18 protein-coding genes are annotated in these 21,544 nt (G+C 58.9%); 14 read left to right on the top strand and 4 right to left on the bottom strand.

Annotation, left to right across the window (positions count from 1 at the left end; all coding sequences use genetic code 11):
* Positions 1–196: 196 nt before the first annotated feature.
* The gene (locus H8B15_RS17135; RefSeq protein WP_187320875.1) at positions 197–2,038 is read right to left on the bottom strand and encodes a glycosyltransferase; all 1,842 of its coding nucleotides are present in this window, start codon (positions 2,036–2,038) and stop codon (positions 197–199) included.
* Between the two features lie 191 nt (positions 2,039–2,229).
* Between H8B15_RS17135 and H8B15_RS17130 the strand changes: the two genes are divergently transcribed.
* On the top strand, positions 2,230–2,826 hold the full coding sequence (locus H8B15_RS17130) for a Uma2 family endonuclease (protein ID WP_187320874.1): 597 nt from the start codon (positions 2,230–2,232) through the stop codon (positions 2,824–2,826).
* 96 nt (positions 2,827–2,922) lie between these two features.
* Here the strand turns inward: H8B15_RS17130 and H8B15_RS17125 are convergent, their stop codons facing one another.
* Positions 2,923–4,755 (bottom strand): alpha-amylase family glycosyl hydrolase, encoded by a 1,833-nt coding sequence (locus H8B15_RS17125; protein WP_246455588.1) that lies wholly within the window; start codon positions 4,753–4,755, stop codon positions 2,923–2,925.
* 327 nt (positions 4,756–5,082) lie between these two features.
* Between H8B15_RS17125 and H8B15_RS17120 the strand changes: the two genes are divergently transcribed.
* Both H8B15_RS17120 and H8B15_RS17115 read left to right on the top strand, forming a co-directional pair.
* The gene (locus H8B15_RS17120; protein ID WP_187320873.1) at positions 5,083–5,484 is read left to right on the top strand and encodes a DUF6960 family protein; all 402 of its coding nucleotides are present in this window, start codon (positions 5,083–5,085) and stop codon (positions 5,482–5,484) included.
* A gap of 314 nt (positions 5,485–5,798) precedes the next feature.
* Entirely contained in the window at positions 5,799–6,899 is a 1,101-nt protein-coding gene (locus H8B15_RS17115; RefSeq protein WP_187320872.1) for a PAS domain-containing sensor histidine kinase, read from the top strand.
* On the opposite strand, the gene H8B15_RS17110 is transcribed toward H8B15_RS17115, so the two are convergent.
* Complete coding sequence (locus H8B15_RS17110) at positions 6,869–7,033, bottom strand: hypothetical protein (protein WP_187320871.1); 165 nt, start codon at positions 7,031–7,033, stop codon at positions 6,869–6,871. The two genes, H8B15_RS17115 and H8B15_RS17110, sit on opposite strands and share 31 nt — an antisense overlap.
* Positions 7,034–7,074: 41 nt before the next feature.
* Here H8B15_RS17110 and H8B15_RS17105 point away from each other — a divergent pair, with 41 nt between their 5' ends.
* Positions 7,075–7,938, top strand: coding sequence for an SDR family oxidoreductase (locus tag H8B15_RS17105; RefSeq protein WP_187320870.1), 864 nt, complete (start codon positions 7,075–7,077; stop codon positions 7,936–7,938).
* 73 nt (positions 7,939–8,011) lie between these two features.
* Here H8B15_RS17105 and H8B15_RS17100 read toward each other — a convergent pair whose 3' ends face one another.
* The gene (locus H8B15_RS17100; RefSeq protein WP_187320869.1) at positions 8,012–9,370 is read right to left on the bottom strand and encodes a YfcC family protein; all 1,359 of its coding nucleotides are present in this window, start codon (positions 9,368–9,370) and stop codon (positions 8,012–8,014) included.
* 114 nt (positions 9,371–9,484) lie between these two features.
* Between H8B15_RS17100 and H8B15_RS17095 the strand changes: the two genes are divergently transcribed.
* From H8B15_RS17095 to ilvA, 10 genes are all read left to right on the top strand, one after another.
* The gene (locus H8B15_RS17095; RefSeq protein WP_187320868.1) at positions 9,485–9,799 is read left to right on the top strand and encodes a hypothetical protein; all 315 of its coding nucleotides are present in this window, start codon (positions 9,485–9,487) and stop codon (positions 9,797–9,799) included.
* Between the two features lie 51 nt (positions 9,800–9,850).
* Positions 9,851–10,537 carry a hypothetical protein gene (locus tag H8B15_RS17090; protein WP_187320867.1) on the top strand — a complete coding sequence of 229 codons (687 nt, stop codon included), beginning with the start codon at positions 9,851–9,853 and terminating at the stop codon, positions 10,535–10,537.
* A gap of 192 nt (positions 10,538–10,729) precedes the next feature.
* Positions 10,730–12,268: a glycosyltransferase family 39 protein gene (locus H8B15_RS17085; RefSeq protein WP_187320866.1), complete on the top strand. Its 1,539-nt coding sequence runs from the start codon at positions 10,730–10,732 to the stop codon at positions 12,266–12,268.
* Between the two features lie 376 nt (positions 12,269–12,644).
* Positions 12,645–13,583 (top strand): branched-chain amino acid transaminase, encoded by a 939-nt coding sequence (locus H8B15_RS17080; RefSeq protein WP_246455586.1) that lies wholly within the window; start codon positions 12,645–12,647, stop codon positions 13,581–13,583.
* A gap of 58 nt (positions 13,584–13,641) precedes the next feature.
* Entirely contained in the window at positions 13,642–15,363 is a 1,722-nt protein-coding gene (gene ilvD / locus H8B15_RS17075; RefSeq protein WP_187320865.1) for a dihydroxy-acid dehydratase, read from the top strand.
* Positions 15,326–17,083, top strand: coding sequence for a biosynthetic-type acetolactate synthase large subunit (ilvB, locus tag H8B15_RS17070; RefSeq protein WP_187320864.1), 1,758 nt, complete (start codon positions 15,326–15,328; stop codon positions 17,081–17,083). The genes ilvD and ilvB overlap by 38 nt, the downstream gene beginning before the upstream one ends.
* A 143-nt stretch (positions 17,084–17,226) precedes the next feature.
* Positions 17,227–17,832, top strand: a complete 606-nt coding sequence (gene ilvN, locus H8B15_RS17065; protein WP_187320863.1) for an acetolactate synthase small subunit — start codon at positions 17,227–17,229, stop codon at positions 17,830–17,832.
* Between the two features lie 197 nt (positions 17,833–18,029).
* Positions 18,030–19,088, top strand: a complete 1,059-nt coding sequence (ilvC, locus tag H8B15_RS17060; RefSeq protein WP_187320862.1) for a ketol-acid reductoisomerase — start codon at positions 18,030–18,032, stop codon at positions 19,086–19,088.
* 205 nt (positions 19,089–19,293) lie between these two features.
* Positions 19,294–20,043 carry a class I SAM-dependent methyltransferase gene (locus tag H8B15_RS17055; protein WP_187320861.1) on the top strand — a complete coding sequence of 250 codons (750 nt, stop codon included), beginning with the start codon at positions 19,294–19,296 and terminating at the stop codon, positions 20,041–20,043.
* A 176-nt stretch (positions 20,044–20,219) separates the two neighbouring features.
* Positions 20,220–21,497: a threonine ammonia-lyase IlvA gene (ilvA, locus tag H8B15_RS17050; protein ID WP_187320860.1), complete on the top strand. Its 1,278-nt coding sequence runs from the start codon at positions 20,220–20,222 to the stop codon at positions 21,495–21,497.
* Positions 21,498–21,544: the final 47 nt, after the last annotated feature.

Raw genomic sequence — 21,544 nt, 5'->3', positions numbered from 1 at the left:
AAACGCACACTGCCCAGGCAGTAGTGCATTCAAGTTGTCAAAAAAGAATGTGTAGGAGATGAAGTTGCCCTACTTGCTCTTTACAACGTCATTTCGACCAGCGGGAGAAATCTCGCGTGCTGACGAATGTTACTATCTATCGTCAGCACGCGAGATTTCTCCCGCTGGTCGAAAGGACGTTTCAGAAATCGAGAAACTAAAACCGCTCCAAGGCCAAGGCATAAGCGCGGTCGTAATACACGCGCAGGTTTTTCCAGTCGAATAGCTCGGAGGAATTTTCTACCCGGTTGCGCTGGGCAATTCGCTCGCGGCGGTTTTGCAGCACGAAGTTCCAGAGCATGTCGGTGAGTTCTTCAGCTGCTTCGTGGAAGGAGCGCTCCTGGCGGTGCACCACGTAGATGCCTTTGTCCTCGTGGTCGGGCACGTGCTGCATCACATAGTCGCCGAAGCCGGAAAGGTCGGAGGTGATGGCCGGCACGCCGCGGGCAATGCACTCCAGCGGCGTGTAGCCCCAGGGCTCGTAGTAGCTCGGAAATACGCCCAGGTGGCAGCCCCGCACAAACTGCCCGTACTCCATGCCAAACAGCGGCGAGGTAGGCGACACAAAATCAGGGTGATACACCATCTTCACGCGGTCGTGCTGGTAGTTCAGCAGGTTGGCGCGACGCATGAAGTTGAGGATGTCGTCGTTCTGGTCGTCGATCAGGTTGTGCGTGATGATGGAAGGTAGGGCGTTGGTTTTCCAGCTTTGCAGGGTGCGGCGGTAGCGCAGGCGCCAGTAGTCGTCTACCATGCCGCTAAGGTCGGGAAGGCGGTGGTCGGTGCCCGCAGCGGCAGCGTAGAACAGTCGCTCGCCTACTTGCTCCTGAATGGCCTCGCAGGTTTCGCGCACCTCATCCAAGATAGCGCGGTTTTGCAGCACCAGCGGGTTGATGCTGGTGAAGGGCCGCTTGGTGATGAAGAACATCACCACGTTGCCTTCCAAGCCGCTTTGTTGCAGGCGGTAGTTGAGGCGGGCCAGAGCTTCCAGCGTTAAGTCGAAGCCCTTATTGTGGTACTCGTAGCGCCCCGAGGTGAACAGGTACAGCGTGTTGTCCAGATCAAACGAATAGCTCTGGAAAAAGTGCGCCATCACAAACTCGTTGATCTTGTCCTTGTACTGCTTGTGCAGGTTCTGGAACTCGTGCAGGGCCACAAACCGCTCAATGTTGAGGCCATTGGGTAGCACGGCATCGGGGAACCGGTCGAGCAGGTAGATGCACTCGCGCACGGTCAGCTCGCTCACGGTGGTAAACACGTGCGAGCCATGCGCGGCAGCGCGCTCTATGCTCACGGCCGTTTCGATGTTGAAGTGGCGCGCCTCGGCCAGCCAGTCTACCTGCATCAGGTGCTCGTAGAAGTTGGGGTCGTTCATGGCCAGGTAGCGGCCCAGCAGGGTAGCGTGTGTGGTAAACACGATGTGCGCCGGCACCTGGTCGCGGCGCAGGTCGGGAATGGCCACGCCGGTCATCCACTCGTGGAAGTGCGCAATCACGCGGCGCGGCGGCACCACCTCGGCGGTCAGAATCTCAATGAAAATCTTGGCCAAGTGCCCAAACGCCTCTACCTGGTGTAGCAGGTCGTCGGTGTCGGGGGTAGGGATGCCGTGGTGGTGCCACAGGTCGCTTTTGATGGCGCCCAGATGCCCGTATACCTGATACGGGTTGATGAGCACCGTGCGGGGCCTACCCGTAACAAGCCACACGCCGTACTGCACATCGTAGCCCCGCTGCCGCATCTGGCGCACGGCCCCGGCAAAGGGGTCGGAGAGGAGCGTCAGCTGTATATCATCGAAAGGCTCAAACTCGCTTTGGGCCTGCTGCGCGAAGTAGGGACCCAGCAGGCAGTACCGGTCGCCCCAGCCCTGCACGGCGGCGGGCACTTTGGAGCGAATCACGGTATAGATGCCGCCTACCTGGTTACAAACTTCCCAGGCGGCTTCAACGAGCAACGCGTCCAGGGCAATAGCATTGGAGTTGGTACGGGTGGGGTATTGCATATAAGAGAAAGGGTAGCAGGGAGGTGTATGGTAGGAGTACGGGCAATATAGCGGGCAGAGTTGGCAGATGCAGCAAGATTTTCCCGATTTGCGCTGGTAGTGCTGGCCAGAAAGGTATCGATGCTGGATAAAGCAGCTTCTTTTTTCGTTGTGTCGTATCTTCGTCAAGCCCCTTCTGTTACTGTGCTATTATGCCCCTCATCACCGATATTTCCCAGCTTGACCTTTCGCAAACGTATACCTACGCCGACTACCTCACGTGGCAGATGAGCGACTTTGTGGAGCTGATTCGGGGTAAAATATGGCGTATGAGCCCCGCGCCGCGGGTGCGTCATCAGAAGATTTCTTTTCGTCTGAACACGCTGATTGGTACCGCATTGCGCGGCAGCAAGTGCCAGGGGTTTGCCGCCCCCTTCGACGTACGCCTGAAGCGCTCCACTCCCGACGGCGACGCGCAAATTACCACCGTAGTGCAGCCCGACCTCTGCGTTATCTGCGACCCTACCAAGCTGGACGAGCTAGGCTGCGTGGGTGCGCCCGACTGGATTATCGAAATTCTGAGCCCCGGCAGCATGGGCCACGATAGCAAAACCAAGTTTGACCTGTACGAGGAAAACGGCGTGCAGGAATACTGGATGGTAGACCCCGGCCTCAAGAATATTGTGGTGTGGGTGCTGGCGGAAGGGGAATACCAGATTCGAGGCGAGTTTTTTGCGCCGGGTCTCGTAGCGGTGCACACTCTGCCAGGCGTAGCCCTGGAATGGGAAGAAATATTTGAAGGAATCTAACGTCATACGACGATAAATAATTGGTATATAACTATAAACGCCTACCCCGCAATGAAGCAGGGTAGGCGTTTTGCGTTGCCGAAATCAGGCCGCTGATTACTGCGGGTTCTGCGAGATAATCAGCACAGAGTAAGGCGCCAGGCCAAAGGTGCCATAGTAAGGTTGGTCGTCGTAAATTCCTTCCTCTGCGTGCGTGCCGGTGCTCTGGAAATTGCCAAATTCTTCGTCGTATCCTTCCCAGTCGGAGTTGAAGCGCACGTGCCATTCGCCGCTGCGGGGTAGGCCGATGGCATACGCATCGTAGGCCTGGTTGGCAAAATTGGCGAGTACGATGGTGGTGTCGCCGGGGCCGCCCTGGTCGCGGCGCGCAAAGGCAATGACTTTGCTTTCGTTGTTGAGGTGGAATACATCCACGTACTGCCCCATCAGGCCACGGGTATTGCCGTGGAAGTTGCGGCGGAGCGCCGCCATATCGCGGTAGAGCTGTACGAGGCCGCTGTGCTGCTCGGCGTGTTCCCAGTTCAGCGGTTGATCATCAGAGAAGAACCCATCGGCCAGCATGGCCTGTCCCTGAAATACCATGGGGATGCCGGGTGCTGTGAAGACCAGCGCGGCGCCCAGGGTAGCCCGTTTTTTCGGGAACCACGTGTGGGCATTGCCGGGCATAATCTCCTCCGTCACGCGCGATTTGCCGTTGGCTACCTCATCGTGCGACTCGGTGTAGATCACGCGCTGGAAAGCGTCGCCGTTGTATACTTTGGTGATGGCCGCCGCCACGGCATGCATGTCGCGCTCCTCGTCGGAGTAGGCTGTAATGGCGTGGCGAATGGGGTAGACAAAGGCCGAGTCCCACTGGGTTGAGAAACCCTGGCCGCCGTCTTCGGGCATGCGCGTGATGTAGTCGTTGCCTAGCAAATCTTCAGCAATGGTAATCTTCCAGGGCATGCGCTGGCGGATTTCTTCGTTGATCCAGCGCATCAGCGACCAGCCATCGGGTAGGTCGCGGGAGGGGTCCTCGGAGCCGTCTACGTTGCGAATGTGGGAGATGGAGTCGGCGCGTAGGCCGTCTACGCGGTAGTCTTCCAGCCACATCAGAGCGTTGTCGCGGATGTAGTAGCGCACGGCGTCGCGGCCGTAGTCGGGGCGGTTGTGGCCCCAGGGCGTTTCGGCGCGCCAATCGTTGTAGAAGTAGATGCCGCCGCCGTTGTTTTCCGACCAGCCATCAAACTGCCACAAATCCAGGTCGCCGGGGCCGAAGTGGTTGTACACCACGTCCAGAATCACGGCAATGCCGTGGCGGTGGGCCTGTTTCACCAACTCTTTGAAGGCCTGTGGTCCGCCGTAATCGGTTTCCAGAGCAAAGGGATGCGCTGGGTTGTAGCCCCAGGAGCGGCCACCGGGAAACTCCGTGGCCGGCATCACCTCAATGGCATTGATGCCCATGTCGCGCAGGTAGTCCAGCTTGTCAATCACGTCGTAGAACGTGCCGGGCTTTTCGGGGTCGGGAGCGTTGAAGGTGCCCACGTGCAGCTCATAGATAATCAGCTCGTTCCAGGCGGGCATCTGGAAGTTATCGTCTTCCCAGTCGAAATTGGGGTCCAGCACCACCGAGTTGCCGGCCGAGTGCGTCACCTGGCGGGCGTAGGGGTCATTGCGCTGTAGCTGACCGGTGGGCGTATTCAGCCAGAATTTATATTCCGTACCGGGGCCGAGGTCGGCAAAATCGGCGGCCCAGTAGCCGTCGGTTTCGTGGGTAAGCGGGTGCGACTCGTGGTTCCAGTTGTTGAAGGGGCCTACCAGCGCTACGGCCTCGGCCGAAGGCGCCCACACCCGAAAGGTGGTGCCGTGCTCGTGCGGAATGGCGCCCATGCCGGGCTGAAGAGGGGTAGGTGTAGCGGTAGGGGCGGGTGAAAGGTCAGTTTCAGGCATAATAGTTCAAAGAAAATCCCAGCGGGAGTGTGAGCCTTTAACTGTCCGGTTTTCATTTAGGTTGTGCTGCTGAGGTTAGGGGGCCATTGCGCGTAATAGAAATGCTGCTTACAGCCCAATAGGCGAAGGTGTGGGACAATTTTCAAGCGCGTGTATTGTTAGAGCCACGTAGGTTGGAACGGCTGCTATAGGAGGAGGGGTAGGCCTGCCGTTCTTCCCACAAAATGGGCTGGGAATGAACAAGGCCGTTTTGATGTTGGTTTAATTTCGCCAAATCAACCCACCCGCCGCAACGCCTATCTTTGCGGCTTCACTACCTGCTTTTCTGTGCCCCGACCAAAACCTGTTGTATACGGCCTCTATGCCTGGACGCCGGCCTACGGCTACCGCTACATTCACCCCGCCAACCGCCGCACCTTTGAGTGGCTGGAACCGGTAGGCAAGCTCTTCGAGAAGATTGACGAAACCGACGAGTGGCTGCTGCTGCGCTACGATGAGCAGCAGTTTAAAGTCAGCCCCGAGCTGTTTAAAGAGCTCTACAACCGCCCTACCTTCAGTTTTGGCGACTTGGTAGAAGAGGTGAACCCACCCGCCGGCCGGGCTGCCCACCGCGGCCTCATTTCCGATGTATTCTGGGACGAAGCCACCGACCGCGCCACTTATCAGCTAGTGGAGCGCAAACGCAAAGTGCGACAGGTGTTTGAGGCCAATGAGTTGCGGCTGGCGTAGGAGGGGCACCTTCTAAAGCGCAGTCCCTAGCTTTAGCTTCGTTGAGGTGCCATTGCTACGGCCGCATGGTAGTTTCTTGGCAGGCCCTCTCAGTGCACTGTGTGCAGCAGGGTAGGAGGCGGGTATGCCGCGCTCCATCCCTGTCGCTAAGTCTGATTTCTTTGCTAACTGTTCCTCAAGGGTGCTAGGATTTCACCTCCTGTTCTCTGGCGTAGAATGATAATTTCACGCGGAGGAAACGGCAGTTGGTCCCGTGGCGCAACTTCACAAGCGCGACCGTGGTACTATAGATGGGACTTCGCCTATATAGAAATATGAGTATGATGAATCCGGCGGCTTTTCTACAGACGATGGTCGAGCAGATGCCGCATGTTTTCTTTATCTATCAAGTGAATACCAGGCAGGTGGTGTACGCTACCCCCGCCTGCGAGCAACTGCTGGGGGTAGCGCCCGCGCGAGCCACCGAGCAACTGCCGCAGTTGCTGAGTCGCCTCCATCCCGATGATAGACCCTATCTGGCCCGGTGCTGGAACCTGTGGGTGCGCGGCCATCTGCACGATGAGTTGGAATTCCGAGTGCGCCGCACCGAGGCCCCTGACCAGTGGATGTCTCTGGTGTTAAGCCCTCATCAACAGCAGCTTGCAGACGGGGAGGTGCTAATTGGTGGCTTCCTGCGCGATGTTACCACGGAGCGCGATAACCTGGAAAATGCGAATAGGTTCAATGCCAAAAAGAACGCCACGCTGGAAATCCTCTCGCACGATCTGGCGGGGCCACTGGCGCTGGTGCAGCAAATAAGTGAAATCATGCAGGCACAGGTGCTACCCCTGGGAAATGCCAAACTCACGGAAGCGCTGGGCATTATGCAAACCATCTGCCACGACAGCGTGAACCTGATTCGCGACTTTGTGGACAATGAATTCATGACGTCTGCCAACGTGGAGCTGAAACTGGACCGGGTGGACCTGGTGTGGCGTGTAAACCTGACCATGGAGGAGTACCAGCGTGCGGCGGGGCAGCTCAATAAACAGTTTGTTTTCCTGCCTGCTTCAGCGCCTATCTATGTGAACCTCGACGAAAACAAGTTCTTGCAGGTGTTCAACAACCTGATCAGCAACGCTATTAAGTTTACGCACGATGGCGGCCGCATCACCGTGCGCGTAGCACAGCAGCCGGGCCAGGTGCTCCTGACGGTGCAGGACGACGGCATTGGTATTGCGCCGGAATTGCATCCCGTGCTGTTTGAGCGTTTCACGAAGGCGCGCCGCCCAGGACTGCGGGGCGAGAAAACCACAGGCCTGGGTATGTCCATCATCAAAACGATTGTGGAGCTGCACCGCGGCCGGATCTGGCTGGATAGTGCCGAAAATCAGGGTACTACGTTCTACATTGCCCTACCCACGTTCCAGTCCTGATACACTGTTTTTGGGCCGGCATACTGCGCCGCTACACTCAAAAACCGGGTGGCGTGTGCTGGCAGGCGGCGGCGGGTAGTAAGCTGCGCACTAGCAACTCTGGGGCCTGGGAAGTCGTTTTTGAGGTTGGCCACGACTCACATTGTAGCTATTGACCTCAACAACCAACACCCTGATGGACAACAAACCAACCTCCCTACCCCCGCAGGCCCAGGACCAACAGCCTGGCCTCGAAACAGAAATGACTCCACAACCGGAATATATCCGGGCGAACTACAAAGGCAGCGAGAAGCTACAAGACAAGGTAGCCCTCATTACGGGCGGCGACTCCGGCATTGGCCGGGCCGTGGCCATCCACTTTGCCCGCGAAGGCGCCGATGTGGCCATCACCTACAAGCCGGAAGAAGAGCAGGATGCCTACGACACGCGCCAGCTGGTAGAAGCCGAAGGTCGTCGCTGCGTAACCCTCGCCGGCGACCTGCGCGACAAGCAGTTCTGCGCCGATATTGTGCAGCGCACCCTAGATGAGCTGGGCAAGCTGAACATTGTGGTGAGCAACGCCGCCGAACAGTTTGTGAGTACAGATGTGTCGGAGCTGCCCAACGAGCAGTTTGAGGATACCTTTAAGGTGAACTTCTTCCCGATGGTATACGTGGTGAAAGCCGCCTTGCCACACTTGCACGAGGGCGACTCCATCATTGCTACCTCCTCGATAAATGCTTACAAAGGCAACGAGCAATTGGTGGACTACACGTCTACTAAAGGTGCCATCACGGCCTACATTCGCTCCATTTCGCAGCAGTTGGCGGATAAGAAAATACGCGCCAATACCGTAGCGCCCGGCCCCATCTGGACCCCACTAATTCCGGCCAGCTTCCCGCCTGATAAGGTGGCTAAGTTTGGCCAGGACACCACCATGAAACGCCCCGGGCAGCCCTCGGAAGTAGCGCCGGCCTATGTATTCCTGGCGTCGGAAGACTCGTCGTATATCACGGGTCAAGCCATTCATCCCAATGGTGGATCTGTGTTAAATACGTAAGAATTAGCTATTTATATGAAAGTATCGGGTGTAGCCGGGTAGTATACTGCTACCCGGCTACACCCGATGTCGTTTAAGCCAACTCCACCACAATGCCCACCACCACGGCCACCGCACCCAGCGCAAGCAGCAGGAGGTAGAGGGGAAAAGCAAACCGCCACCACGCATCAAACCGCACGCCGCAGGCCGCCACAATGGCCATCAGTGCACCGTTGGTGGGCGTAATCAGCTCGCACAGGCCGGCACCGTACTGGTAGGCCAGCACCGTTACCTGTCGGGGTAGGCCCAGCAGGTCGGAGAGGGGTGTGAGGATGGGCATGGTGAGTACCGCCTGCCCGCTTACCGAGGGCACCGGTAGGTGCAGGGCCGTGTGCATGCCCATCATGCCCAAGGCCGAGAGCGTAACCGGCAAATGCCCCAGCGGCGCCGACAGGCTATGAACGATGGTATCAACGATTTGCCCTTGTTCCAGCACCACAAAAATGGCCCGTGCAAATCCAATCAGCAAAGCCGAAAAGGCCAGGTCGCGGAAGCCGGCAATGAACGCCTCGGCGGTACCGTTGAGGCCCAGCCCGCCCAGTAGTCCGGCAGCTACTCCCAGCCCGAAGAATAAAGCCCCCATTTGCTCAAACTCCCAGCCCAACCGGAGCACGCCGTAGGTGAACACGGCAAACGCCAGCAGCAGCAGCGCCAGCACCAGTCCGTGCCGGCCGTGGCTGGTTTCGGCCAGCTCCGCTTCCTCCATTGCCACGTCTACCAACGGCACCTCCCGATGGCGCCGGGCAAAGCGCATGGTGCCGCCAATCCAGATCAGCAGTGCGCCGGCCAGAAATACTAATCGAAAGCTGGCCCCGGATAGCAGCGGCAACTGCGCTAGTTTCTGGGCAATGCCTACCTGAAATGGGTTCAGGGGGCTGAAGGCGGCCCCCACCGCGGCCGCGCCCAGGCTCACAGCCGCTGCCGTGAGGGTAGGGTAGCCCAGGCGGCGCATCAGCACGAGCAATACCGGTACCAGCGGGATGATTTCTTCCTGCATATTTTCCAGGGCACCCATGGTAGCAAACAGCAGCGACACGATGGGAATAACCAGCGCTTCGCGCCCACGCAGCCGCACCAGCAGCCAGTCTACCCCGTGGCGCAATGCCCCCGTCTGATCTACCACGGTGAAGGCGCCGCCCGTCAGGAACACAAAGAAAATAACGCTGGCCGCGTCGGCCATTCCCTTCGGAATGTCCACAATTGCGGCCAGCGGATTCACGGGGGTGGAAGGCACCAGGTGGTAGGAGCCCGGCACCACTACCTCCCGGCCCGTAGCGGGGTCAGGCATCCGGTTGAACACGCCGGCCGGCAACAGGTAGCTCAACAGTAGAGCTAAAACAATAAAGCCAAGCAGCAGCACCAACGGATGCGGGAAACGGAGAGTTTTTTTCATGCCTAACGGCGGTATAGGTAAGATAAAATTCAGAAAATCAAAGGGTAGTACACAGGTGGAGGCCTCGATATTTTGCGGAAAATTTGCTTTCCAATGCTGCTGTCTGTCTACCGTATGGCGCACAACCTGCACCGAGCGGGAACCTGCTACGGTGGTGTTGCAGTTGCTGCTATCATCGTCCTGCTTATGCAATTTACCGCTTTCAAGCTCCTGCCTCTTCCCCGGCAAACCGATTACCTGGTGCAGCACGGCCGCTTTTTGGCCGCGCTGCACCAGGATAGTTTTGATCTGCAACTATTTGCCTGTCATGACTTCTACGCAGAGATGTGGCGGGTGCAAGGAGAGGAGCAAGTGCTTTTTATTCATATTTTCCAGAATCCGGATTGTCTTTTCCATTATCTGGAAAAAATCATACTGCCGGGCATATAAAATCCGGAACAACTTAGGTAGCTTTGCTCAGAAGGAAAACGAAAGGATACGATGTCAACTATCAACGAGGCAGAATACTGGAAAACGCGCAAGCAGGTGCGCGAGGATATCCTGTCCATTCGCAATGAATTACTGGATATAGTAGCCAGAAAAAGCGTTATTGAGCGTCGGCTGGAACAAATGCAAAACGAGCTGGCGGTGCTCAACAGCGCCCTGCTCAACGAGGCGTACTACCTGCGCCTAGGCTACGCCGACTACGCGCTGGATGCGCCTAATATCTACGATACCCCCCTGGTGGTGCACGCCGTGCCAGTGCCATTTGGTTCATATCGGGACGTTAGCCCCGATGGGGAGCAACCGGTTCAACTATTCGGCCACGAGCGCACAGTGGAAGGATTCCAACGGGTAGCCATGCCCGAAACCGTACCCGAGCTGACCCACCACACTGGCCGCTACATCACCGACGCCCTCGGCAAAACCCGCTACCTGCTCGACGACCGCGTGCTGGCAGCCCTGCTACAGCTCGATCCGGAATCCTTCCGCCGCATTACCCGCAAAGACGCCGAGGGACAAATCCTGATTCAAGGTGAGTTCGGAATAGTACCATCCTACCAGGAAGCAGCGCCCGGCCGCATTTATGCCGATGAGGCAGAGTATTACGGCGCGTTGGCTCGCTATTATACAGATATGTCGAAGCTGGCCGGCCTGAAGGGTCGCGAGCAGCACACCGCCGCATAGGCAGCCGTTGATGAGCACCACCGCTGCCAAACTGCCGGTATGGTACACTGCTGGTTGTTCAGCTCCGCCGGTCAAAACCACTACATTAAACGCCCTCTACCACATAGGTCTGGAGGGCGTTTATTTTTTGCGTTATCTTCCGGCGCTGGTGTCCGCATACCTTCTAGTAATCCGCATTAAGCTGCTTCTGTTGTGCCAAAACGCACTGTTCCTCTGCTGTTTGCGCTGCTGAAATTTGCAGTGGGCTTTCTGCTGGCTAGTCCCGCCTACGATCTGCACCGCGATGAATACCTCTACCTCGACCACGGCCGCCACCTGGCGTGGGGCTACCTGGAGGTGCCACCCTTGCTGGCTGCCCAGGCCTGGCTGACGCACGCGCTGGGTGGTGGCTATTTCTGGGTGAAGTTCTGGCCTTTTCTGTGGGGTGCTCTCACGGTGTATCTGGTGTGTCGGCTGGCGCAGCGGCTTGGGGGCGGCTGGTTTGCGGCGGCACTGGCTGGCAGCTGCTACCTGGCCACCGCCTACACCCGCCTGAATTTTCTGTTTCAGCCCAACTCGTTTGAGGTGCTGGCTTTCACGGCGTGCCTCTACTGGCTGGTGGCTCATTGGCAAACGAAGCAGCCGCGGTACCTATACTACCTGGGGGTAGGGGTAGGGCTGAGCTTACTGAACAAATACACCACGTTCTTCTTTGTGGCGGCGCTGGTAGGCGCGCTGCTCCTCACGCCGCAACGCCGCTTGCTCCTGAGCCGACATGTGTGGGCGGCGGCCGGTGTGGCGCTGCTGCTGTGGCTGCCCAACTTGCTCTGGCAGCTGCGCCATGGCATTCCGTTTCTGCACCACATGCGCGAGCTGCACGACACCCAGCTGGTGCACATGTCGGCTGCCGATTTCTGGAAAGAGCAGCTGGTGATGTGCCTGCCTGCCCTCTGGGTGTGGGTGCCGGGGGTGGTGGCGCTGCTGCTCTACCCACCGTTTCGGCCCTACCGCGCCGTGGGGCTCACCAGCGTGCTGGGCCTGCTGCTGCTCACGGTGCTGCACGGCAAGGGCTACTATGCGCTGGGCTACTACCCGGTGCTGTTCAGCTTTGGGGCAGTGCTGTGGTCACGGTGGCTGGCCCGGCTGCGCTACCACGCCTATGTGCAGCCCGTGCTGGTGGCGCTGCCGGTGCTGATTACGCTGCCGCTGCTACCGTTGCTGTACCCGCTCTATGCCCCCGCCCACATGCAGGCCATCAGCGCCCGGTATAGCAGTCTGGGCGTGACGCGCTGGGAGGATGGCCGCCAGCACGCCCTACCCCAGGACTACGCCGATATGCTGGGCTGGCGCGAGCTGGCCAATAAAACCTGGCAGGCCTACCAGGCATTGCCTGCGGCCACGCGCGCCCGCACGCTCATCAAATGCAGCAATTATGGGCAGGCCGGCGCCATCAACTACTACAATCGCCACCGCCACATGCCGCCGGCGCAGAGCTTCAATGGCAGCTACCTGTTCTGGTTTCCGCAGCAGTTGCAAGGCTACCAGCACCTGATCAACATCGACGACGAACCCGACGACCTGACGGCCTATTTTACCAGGTATCGACGCGTAGCGGAAGTGCAGAATCCCTATGCCCGCGAGCGAGGCACCGCTGTCATGGTAGGCTCCGGCCCCACACCGGCCTTATTAGCACGAGCGAAGCAGGAGCATCAGGCGGCGCTTGAAGCGTGGGAAGGCGCCGCGGCCAGATAAGGAGGACGTTATCGGCACGGATACGGCTGGTTTTAGGTAAAAAACAAACTTGTTTTAGTGCTTAGACATTGTATTTTACTTATTTGCTATTGATTGAAAGTCAAAGCCATAGCTTTTTTATCCTTCGATTTAGAAATAGTAGCGCTCTACCTGCTCGGCTTTTCAGGTGGCAATGGGGCCTGTTAGTTTTGATACAATGGATGGCAGCAAAGTACCTGCTGGCTTCGCTGCAAATCCTACTGTTGTCTCCGTCAGTTGCTCGTGTTATGTGCGTCGTTCTGGTCATTATTCAAAGCCTGTGGGGCTGCTAGAAACCGCTACTTATTGCTGCGCATAAGAGCCTTTCTAAGCCCCTGCTCAGAAAGGCTTTTTGTTGATGTTCTCTCTTACTCTCTGCCTGCTTATGTACTTCACCAACCACACGCTCGTTTTTCACGGCGGCCAGTTTATACCAGCCGAGCAGGCGCAGTGCAGCCTTTATGCCTCCAGCCTGCACTATGGGCACGCCGTGTTTGAAGGCATTCGGGCCTACGATACGGCCAACGGTACGCGCGTTTTCAAGATAAAGGAGCACTACGAGCGCCTAGCGTATTCCTGTCGCGCCACCAGTATTCCGCTGGCCTACTCGGTGCAAGAACTGACGGACATCACCTACCAGCTGCTCAAAAAGAACAACCTTTCCAATGCCTATATCCGGCCGCTGGTATACGCCCCCGACCCGATGATGAGCATCAAGGCGCCTACTTCTAGCAGCCTGTTTATGGCAGCGTGGGAGTGGGGCAACTACTTCAGCAATCAACTCACGCGCCTTACCATTTCGCCCTACCAGCGCCCTAATCCCAAGTCGGTGCCCATTGAGGCAAAGGTGAGCGGCCACTATGCCAACTCCATCATTGCCAGCCACGAAGCCAAAAGCCGCGGCTACGACGAAGCCCTACTCCTGGACATCAATGGCTACGTGGCCGAAGGTCCCGGCTCCAACTTCTTCTACGAGTGGGACGGCGCCCTCTACACTGCCCCGGCTGGCAACATCCTGCAAGGCATCACCCGCAACACTATTATCGAGCTGGCCCGCAACATGGGTATTCCAGTGTTCGAGGAGTTCTTCACGCCCGAAACCCTGCACCATGCCACCGGCGCCTTCCTCACCGGCACCGCCGCCGAGGTGGTAGGCGTGGCCTCTATTGATGACCATGTATTTGAAACGCCCTACGAAGCAACGATTGGCGCCCGCCTGGCCGCCGCTTACGCAGCCTTAGTACGCGAGGAGGTAGGGGCGCGTGCGACGCGCCCGGCCGTTGAACACTCCGCTTAAATATCCTAACTACGAAAAACGGGCGCGTGCAACGCGCCCCTACCCACACCACCACCACATGATTCTCAATAAATACAGCCGCATCTACACCCAAGACGATGGCCTGCCGGCCTCCCAGGCCATGCTCATTGGCGCGGGCCTCTCGGATGCGGATTTGCGCAAGCCGTTTGTGGGCATCTGCTCCACGGGCTTCGAGGGCAACACCTGCAACATGCACCTCAACGGCCTGGCCGACGAGGTGAAGCGCGGCGTGACGGCGCAGGGTCTGGTCGGGCTGCGCTTCAACACCATCGGGGTGAGCGACGGCATCACCAACGGCAATCCGGGAATGCGCTACTCGCTGGTTTCGAGGGAGATTATTGCTGATTCGATTGAGGCCATGGCGGGCGCGCACTACTACGATGCCATTGCCACAGTGGTAGGCTGCGACAAGAACATGCCCGGCGCCCTCATCGCCATGGCGCGGCTCAACCGGCCCTCGCTGATGGTGTACGGCGGCACCATTCGGGGCGGGGAGTTTAAAGGGCAGCAGCTCAATATTGTGTCGTGCTTTGAGGCCTACGGCAAGAAGGTGAACGGCCAGATTTCCGACGAAGACTACCGCGGCATCATCCACAACGCCTGCCCTGGCCCTGGGGCCTGCGGGGGTATGTACACGGCCAACACCATGGCGGCCGCCATCGAAACGCTGGGTATGTCGGTGCCGGCGTCGTCGTCGCTGCCAGCTGATAGCGCGGCCAAAACCCAGGAGTGCCTGGATACGGGCGCCTACCTGCGCCGTTTGCTGGAGCTAGACCTCAAACCCCGCGACATTCTGACGCGCGAAGCCTTTGAGAATGCGCTGGTTATCATTACGGTGCTGGGTGGCTCTACTAATGCCGTGCTGCACCTGATTGCCATTGCCCATGCCGCCGGCGTGCATCTGACGATGGACGATTTCCAGGCCGTGAGCAACCGCGTGCCGGTGCTGGCCGACCTCAAGCCTAGCGGCAAGTACCTGATGGAAGACCTGTCGAAGCTGGGCGGCGTGCCGGCCGTGCAGCGCACCCTGCTCGACCACGGCCTGCTGAACGGCGACGTGATGACCGTGACCGGCCGCACCTTGGCCGAAAACCTGGCCGACGTGCCGCCCCTCGGAGCCGGGCAGGATTTGCTGCGCCCGCTGGATAACCCCATCAAAGCCGACGGCCACATTCAGATGCTCTACGGCAACTTGGCCACCAAGGGCAGCGTGGCGAAAATCAGCGGCAAGGAAGGCCTGCGGTTTGAAGGGCCGGCCATCGTGTTCAACTCTGAAGAAGAACTGAACCAGGGTATTACCGACCACAAAATTAAGGCTGGGCAGGTGGTGGTCATTCGCTACGTGGGGCCCAAGGGCGGACCCGGCATGCCCGAAATGCTGAAGCCTACCTCCGCCATCATGGGCGCCGGCCTGGGCGACAAAGTGGCCCTGATAACGGACGGCCGCTTCTCGGGCGGCACCCACGGCTTCGTGATTGGCCACGTGTGCCCCGAGGCCTACGACGGCGGCGGCCTGGCCCTGGTGCAAGACGGCGACTGGATCATCCTCGACGCCACCGAAAACACCATCAACGTGCAGCTCTCCGATGAGGAGCTGGCCCAGCGCCGCACCGCCTGGCAGCGCCCGCCGCTGCCCGTGCGCCAGGGCGTGCTGCTGAAGTACATCCGCACCGTGAGCGACGCCAGCCACGGCTGCATCACCGATCTACTCGAAGAAGACTATGTCAACGAACCAGCCCTTAGCCCAGCCAGTCGCTAGCGCGGCCGTAGCTACCGCAGCCCTCGAAACCACGCCTACCTCCGGCGCGGTCGCCACGCTGGAAGCCCTGCTGACCGAGGGCGTGGACACGATTTTCGGCTACCCCGGCGGCGCCATCATCCCCATCTACGACGCGCTCTACGACTACCGCGAGCAGCTGCACCACGTGCTGGTGCGCCACGAGCAGGGCGGTATTCATGCGGCGCAGGGCTATGCGCGGTCGTCGGGTAGGGTAGGGGTGGTGTTTGCGACCAGCGGACCGGGGGCTACTAATTTGGTAACGGGACTTGCTGATGCCCAGATTGATAGCACGCCGCTGGTGTGCATCACGGGGCAGGTGTTTGCGAGTTTGCTGGGCACCGATGCGTTCCAGGAAACCGACATCATCAACATCACCACACCCGTGACCAAGTGGAACTACCAGGTGACAGACGCCACGGAAATACCGGAGGTGCTGGCCAAGGCGTTCTACATTGCCCGCAGCGGCCGGCCCGGCCCGGTGCTCATCGACATCACCAAAAACGCCCAGATTCAGAAGTTCGACTTTGCCGGCTATACGCCCTGCCAGCACATTCGCAGCTACCGGCCCAAGCCCATCGTGCGCAACGAGTACGTGGAGCAGGCCGCCGCGCTGATCAATCAGGCCAAAAAGCCGTTCATCATCTGGGGCCAAGGCGTGATGCTGGGCGGGGCCGAGCAGGAATTCAAAACGTTTGTGGAGAAAAGCGGGATTCCGGCCGCCTGGACCATCCTGGGCGTGGATGCCCTACCCACCGACCACCCGCTGAACGTGGGCATGCTGGGCATGCACGGCAACTACGGCCCCAACGTCCTCACCAACGAGTGCGACGTGCTGATTGCCATTGGGATGCGCTTCGATGACCGCGTGACCGGCCGCCTGGATAAATACGCCAAACAGGCCCAGATCATCCACCTCGACATTGACCCGACTGAAATCGGCAAAAACGTGCCCACGGCCGTGCCCGTGTGGGGCGACTGCAAGGAAACCCTACCCCTGCTCACGGCCCTGGTGGAAGAAAAGCAGCACACCGCCTGGCGCCAGCACTTCGATGAGTTCCGGGACAAAGAGGTGGAGGCCGTGATTCAGAACGAGCTGTTTCCTACCTCCGAGGAGCTGACGATGGGCGAGGTGATTCAGCAGCTGAACGAGCTGACCGGCGGCGACGCCATTGTGGTGACCGATGTGGGCCAGCACCAGATGGTGGCCTGCCGCTACACCAAGTTCAACCGGAGCCGGAGCAACATCACCTCGGGCGGTCTGGGCACCATGGGCTTCTCCCTACCCGCCGCCATCGGCGCCAAGTTCGGGGCTCCCGACCGCACGGTGGTAGCCATCATCGGCGACGGTGGCGTGCAGATGACGATTCAGGAGCTGGGCACGATCATGCAAACCGGCGTCAACGTCAAAATCATCATCCTCAACAACCAGTTCCTGGGCATGGTGCGGCAGTGGCAGGAGCTGTTCAACGACCGGCGCTACTCCTTCGTGGACATTGCCAGCCCCGACTACGTGCAGGTGGCCAAAGGCTACCACATTGAAGGCCAGCGCGTTTCAGAGCGTGCCAACCTGCGCGACGCCCTGTGCACCATGCTGGACCAAGACGGCTCCTACCTGCTGGAGGTGATGGTGACCAAGGAAAACAACATCTTCCCGATGGTGCCGCAAGGGTGCAGCGTGGCGGAAATCCGGTTGAAGTAGAGACGATGTAGTAGAACGTCATTTCGACCAGCGGGAGAAATCTCGCGTGCCACGCTAATCTCAATCGCAAGAAAATTACTGATGCAACGTCAGCACGCGAGATTTCTCCCGCTGGTCGAAATGACGTTCTGAATAACAACGCTATGAATCAAAAACCCATCGACCGTCAGGAATACAACATCACGGCCTACACCGAAAACCAGATTGGCTTGCTCAACCGCATTGCCATCATTTTCTCGCGCCGCAAAATCAACATCGAGAGCCTGAACACCTCGCCTTCGGAGATTGAGGGCATCCACCGCTTCAACATCGTGATTGAGGAAACGGAGGAGGTGGTGCGCAAGATTGCGGGGCAGATAGAGAAGCAGGTGGAGGTGCTGAAGGTGTACTACAACACCAACGAGGACGTGATTTGGCAGGAAATGGCCCTCTACAAAGTCCCTACCGACGTCATTGCCGAAAAGGCCCTGGTAGAGCGCCTACTGCGCGAAAACGGCGCCCGCGCCGTGGTCATTCGCAAGGATTACACGGTGTTTGAAACGACCGGCCACCGCGAGGAAACCGACAACCTAATCAAGGTGCTACAGCCCTATGGCCTGATTGAATTCGTGCGCTCGGCCCGCATTGCCATCATCAAAGACAGCGAGGGCTTCAACAAGAAGCTGCGCGAGTTTGAGCAGCGCGAGCCGGGCTCGGAGGTAGTCGAAAACGAGTACCTGAACAACCGCGAGAAGGTCTTTACGATGTAACAATGACCCAGGGTTGAAACCCTGGGCTACGGAGCAGACAAACCGTTTTACCCTTCCGCAAATCATCAATAGCCCAGGGTTTCAACCCTGGGACACGGAGCGGAAACGATAGAAACATCAGCAACGACGAGACACAAAATATTGTGTCTCTACCCCAATAACTCAACATTCAACCCTTAACACTCAACATTTCCATCATGGCAACCATCAACTTTGGCGGCGTCGACGAAACTGTAATCACCCGCGACGAATTTCCGCTGTTTAAAGCGCAGGAGTTTCTGAAAGACGACACCATTGCCGTGCTCGGCTACGGTGTGCAGGGTCCCGGCCAGGCCCTGAACCTGCGCGACAACGGCTTCAACGTGATTGTGGGGCAGCGCGAAGATTCGGCCTCGTGGCAGAAGGCGGTAGAAGATGGCTGGGTACCCGGCGAAACGTTGTTTGGGCTGGAAGAAGCCGCTGAGCGCGGCACCATCGTGTGCTACCTGCTCTCCGACGCCGGCCAGATTGCCCTGTGGCCGAAGATCAAGGAGAAACTTACGCCCGGCAAAACGCTCTACTTCTCGCACGGCTTCGGCGTGACCTTCAACGACCAAACCGGCATCGTACCGCCCAAGGACATCGACGTGATTCTGGTGGCACCCAAGGGTAGCGGCACCAGCCTGCGCCGCCTGTTTGTGGCCGGCGGCGGGTTGAACTCGTCGTTTGCTATCTTCCAGGATGCCAGCGGCGAAGCCTTCACCAAGGCCACGGCCCTGGGCATCGGGGTAGGCTCGGGTTACCTGTTCCAAACCGACTTCAAAAAGGAAGTATACTCTGACCTCACCGGCGAGCGGGGCGTGCTGATGGGTGCTCTGGCCGGCATCATTGAGGCGCAATACCAGGTGCTGCGCCAGCGCGGCCACTCGCCCTCCGAGGCCTTCAATGAAACCGTGGAAGAGCTGACCCAGAGCCTGGTGCCGCTGGTAGGCGAAAACGGCATGGACTGGATGTTTGCCAACTGCTCGGTAACCGCTCAGCGCGGCGCCCTCGACTGGAAAGGCAAGTTCCGCGAAGCCACCCTGCCCGTGCTCAACGAGCTGTACGACAGCGTGGCCAGCGGTGCCGAAGCCAAGCGCACCATCGAGCGCGGCTCTACCCCCGACTACCGCGAGAAGTTGCAAGAAGAGCTGAAGGAAGTACGCGAATCGGAGCTATGGCAGACCGGCGCCAAAGTGCGCGAGCTGCGCTCGAATACGACGAACGTAGAGGCGTAAGGTGAGCTAAAAACTAGAGCTAGAAGCTAGTTCCCCTCCTTTTTTAAGGAGGGGTGCCCGAAGGGCGGGGTGGTAAAAATCGTTGAACGATGCTAGAGCTAAGGGCTAAAGCTAGACGTCGTTCAACGATTACCAACCACCCCTAGCCCCTCCTTGGCTAAGGAGGGGCACTAGCTTTTTAGCCTTAGCTCTAAAAAAGATTGCCATGCAGTGGAACGCCGACACCTACACCCAAAAGCACGCCTTCGTCTTCAAATACGGTGCGGGACTGCTGGATTTGCTGGCCCAGCAACCGGGTGAACTGATCCTGGATCTGGGCTGCGGTTCCGGCGAGCTGACGCAGCAGATAGTCGCTGCGGGTGCTGAGGTTATTGGCTTAGATGCCTCGGCCAGCATGATTGCCAAAGCCCGCACGCAGTTTCCTACCCTTGACTTTCGGGTAGGCAACGGCGCCACCTTTGAGTTGCCGGAGCGTTTTGACGCCATCTTCTCCAATGCCGCTCTGCACTGGATGCCCGATGCCGCAGCAGTAGCCCGGCAGATGCACCAGCACCTGAAACCCGGCGGACGCTTGGTAGCGGAGTTTGGCGGCCAAGGCAACGTAGCGCAGATTACCAACGCACTGCTGCGCCATTTGCACCGGCGCGGCCATACGCATATCCGGGTCGAGTGGTGGTACTTTCCCTCGCCCGGCGAGTACGCCACGCTGCTAGAGCAACACGGTTTCCGGGTACAGCTAGTGCAGTACTACGACCGGCCTACCCCGCTTACCGACCCTAAAACCGGCCTCACCGATTGGATTCAGCAGTTTGGGGCCAACTTTTTTGCGGGAGTAGGCGCCGAGGAGCAAGCCGATATCCTAGCGGCCGTGGAAGCGGAGCTACGACCCGCGCTGTTTCAAAACGGCCAATGGGTAGCCGATTACAAACGCCTGCGCGTGGTGGCGCAGAAATAACGCGGGGCTACTGGCGCGGGGCTGCGCCCCGTGCCGACTGTGCGCAGGCCTCTGGCCTGCCCGCCAGGACGACTTGGTCGAACGTTCCTACCGGCGCCGACGATGGCAGGCCAGAGGCCTGCGCATAGTCGGCACGGGGCGCAGCCCCGCGCCATAATTCACCTATTGATATCCCCATGCAAGAACCAGCCACTTCCATCCCCACTACGGCCGTCACCCTCGACCACGTGCAGCAAGCCGCGCGCACGCTGGAAGGCGTGATTTTGAAGACGCCGCTGCTGCAAAATCTGTGGCTCTCGCGCACCTACGAGGCCGCCGTGTACCTCAAGCGCGAGGATTTGCAGGTGGTGCGTTCCTATAAAATTAGGGGGGCGTACAACAAGATGGTCACGCTGCCACCCGCGCCGGGGGGTAGGGAAGTGGTGTGCGCCTCGGCGGGCAACCACGCGCAGGGCGTGGCTCATGCCTGCCAGCTGCTGGGCGTGCGCGGCTATATTTTCATGCCCGCCAACACGCCCGCCCAGAAGGTCGATAAGGTGCGGCTGTTCGGCAAAGAGCAAGTGGAGGTAGTGCTCAGTGGTGCTACCTTCGACGATACCTACCACGAGGCCAAAGCCTTCTGCGACGTCCACGAGTACACTTTTGTGCATCCGTTTGATGACCCGGCCATTGTGGCGGGCCAGGCCACGGTGGGGCTGGAGGCACTGCAACAGGCCACGTTCAGCATCGACTATTGCTTTATGCCGATTGGTGGCGGCGGGCTGGCTTCGGGGGTAGGGAGCGTGTTTCGGCAGCTGAGTCCGCATACCAAGCTCATTGGCGTGCAGCCGGCCGGCGCGCCTTCCATGCACGATTCCATTAAAGTGCACCAAGAGCGGCGGGCCTTGGAAACCATTGAGAGCTTCGTGGACGGCGCGGCCGTGAAGTGCCCCGGCGAGCTAACCTACCAGCTCTGCCGCGAGCTGCTCGACGATGTGGTGCTGGTGCCCGAGGGCCAGGTGTGCGCCGACTTGCTGAAGATGTACAACGAGGAAGGCATCGTGCTGGAGCTGGCCGGCACGCTCAGCATCTCGGCCCTGCGCCAGTACGCCGCCGAAATCCGGGGCAAAAACGTGGTGTGCGTCATCAGCGGCTCCAACAACGACATCACCCGCATGGAGGATATCAAGGAGCGCGCCTTACGCTTCCAGGGACTCAAGCACTACTTCATGGTGACCTTCAACCAACAGCCCGGCGCCCTGCGCACCTTCGTCAACAACGTGCTGCAACCCGAGCAGGACATCATCCACTTCCAGTACATCAAGAAAAACAACAAGGAAAAAGGCCCGGTATTCGTCGGTATCGAGGTGCAAAAATCCGGTGATGAAGAGCTGATTAAGGCCCGCATGGTGGAAGAAGGCTTCAGCTACGAATACCTCAACGGTAAACCCGATTTCCTGGCCTTGTTGGTGTAGGGGCGCGTTGCACGCGCCTATCGTTGCTGATGAAGCAGCATTTAATA

Origin of the sequence: Hymenobacter citatus, from assembly GCF_014333615.1 — a bacterium.
Taxonomy (GTDB): Bacteria; Bacteroidota; Bacteroidia; order Cytophagales; family Hymenobacteraceae; genus Hymenobacter; species Hymenobacter citatus.
This window is presented reverse-complemented; position numbering and strand designations above follow the sequence as displayed.

Bases quoted from the DNA above. Each gene is read 5' to 3' on its own strand.
- H8B15_RS17135 (WP_187320875.1), bottom strand. From the start codon at position 2,038: ATGCAATACCCCACCCGTACCAACTCCAATGCTATTGCCCTGGACGCG.
- H8B15_RS17130 (WP_187320874.1), top strand. From the start codon at position 2,230: ATGCCCCTCATCACCGATATTTCCCAGCTTGACCTTTCGCAAACGTAT.
- H8B15_RS17125 (WP_246455588.1), bottom strand. From the start codon at position 4,755: ATGCCTGAAACTGACCTTTCACCCGCCCCTACCGCTACACCTACCCCT.
- H8B15_RS17115 (WP_187320872.1), top strand. From the start codon at position 5,799: ATGAGTATGATGAATCCGGCGGCTTTTCTACAGACGATGGTCGAGCAG.
- H8B15_RS17105 (WP_187320870.1), top strand. From the start codon at position 7,075: ATGGACAACAAACCAACCTCCCTACCCCCGCAGGCCCAGGACCAACAG.
- H8B15_RS17100 (WP_187320869.1), bottom strand. From the start codon at position 9,370: ATGAAAAAAACTCTCCGTTTCCCGCATCCGTTGGTGCTGCTGCTTGGC.
- H8B15_RS17095 (WP_187320868.1), top strand. From the start codon at position 9,485: ATGGCGCACAACCTGCACCGAGCGGGAACCTGCTACGGTGGTGTTGCA.
- H8B15_RS17090 (WP_187320867.1), top strand. From the start codon at position 9,851: ATGTCAACTATCAACGAGGCAGAATACTGGAAAACGCGCAAGCAGGTG.
- H8B15_RS17080 (WP_246455586.1), top strand. From the start codon at position 12,645: ATGTTCTCTCTTACTCTCTGCCTGCTTATGTACTTCACCAACCACACG.
- ilvD (WP_187320865.1), top strand. From the start codon at position 13,642: ATGATTCTCAATAAATACAGCCGCATCTACACCCAAGACGATGGCCTG.
- ilvB (WP_187320864.1), top strand. From the start codon at position 15,326: ATGTCAACGAACCAGCCCTTAGCCCAGCCAGTCGCTAGCGCGGCCGTA.
- ilvN (WP_187320863.1), top strand. From the start codon at position 17,227: ATGAATCAAAAACCCATCGACCGTCAGGAATACAACATCACGGCCTAC.
- ilvC (WP_187320862.1), top strand. From the start codon at position 18,030: ATGGCAACCATCAACTTTGGCGGCGTCGACGAAACTGTAATCACCCGC.
- H8B15_RS17055 (WP_187320861.1), top strand. From the start codon at position 19,294: ATGCAGTGGAACGCCGACACCTACACCCAAAAGCACGCCTTCGTCTTC.
- ilvA (WP_187320860.1), top strand. From the start codon at position 20,220: ATGCAAGAACCAGCCACTTCCATCCCCACTACGGCCGTCACCCTCGAC.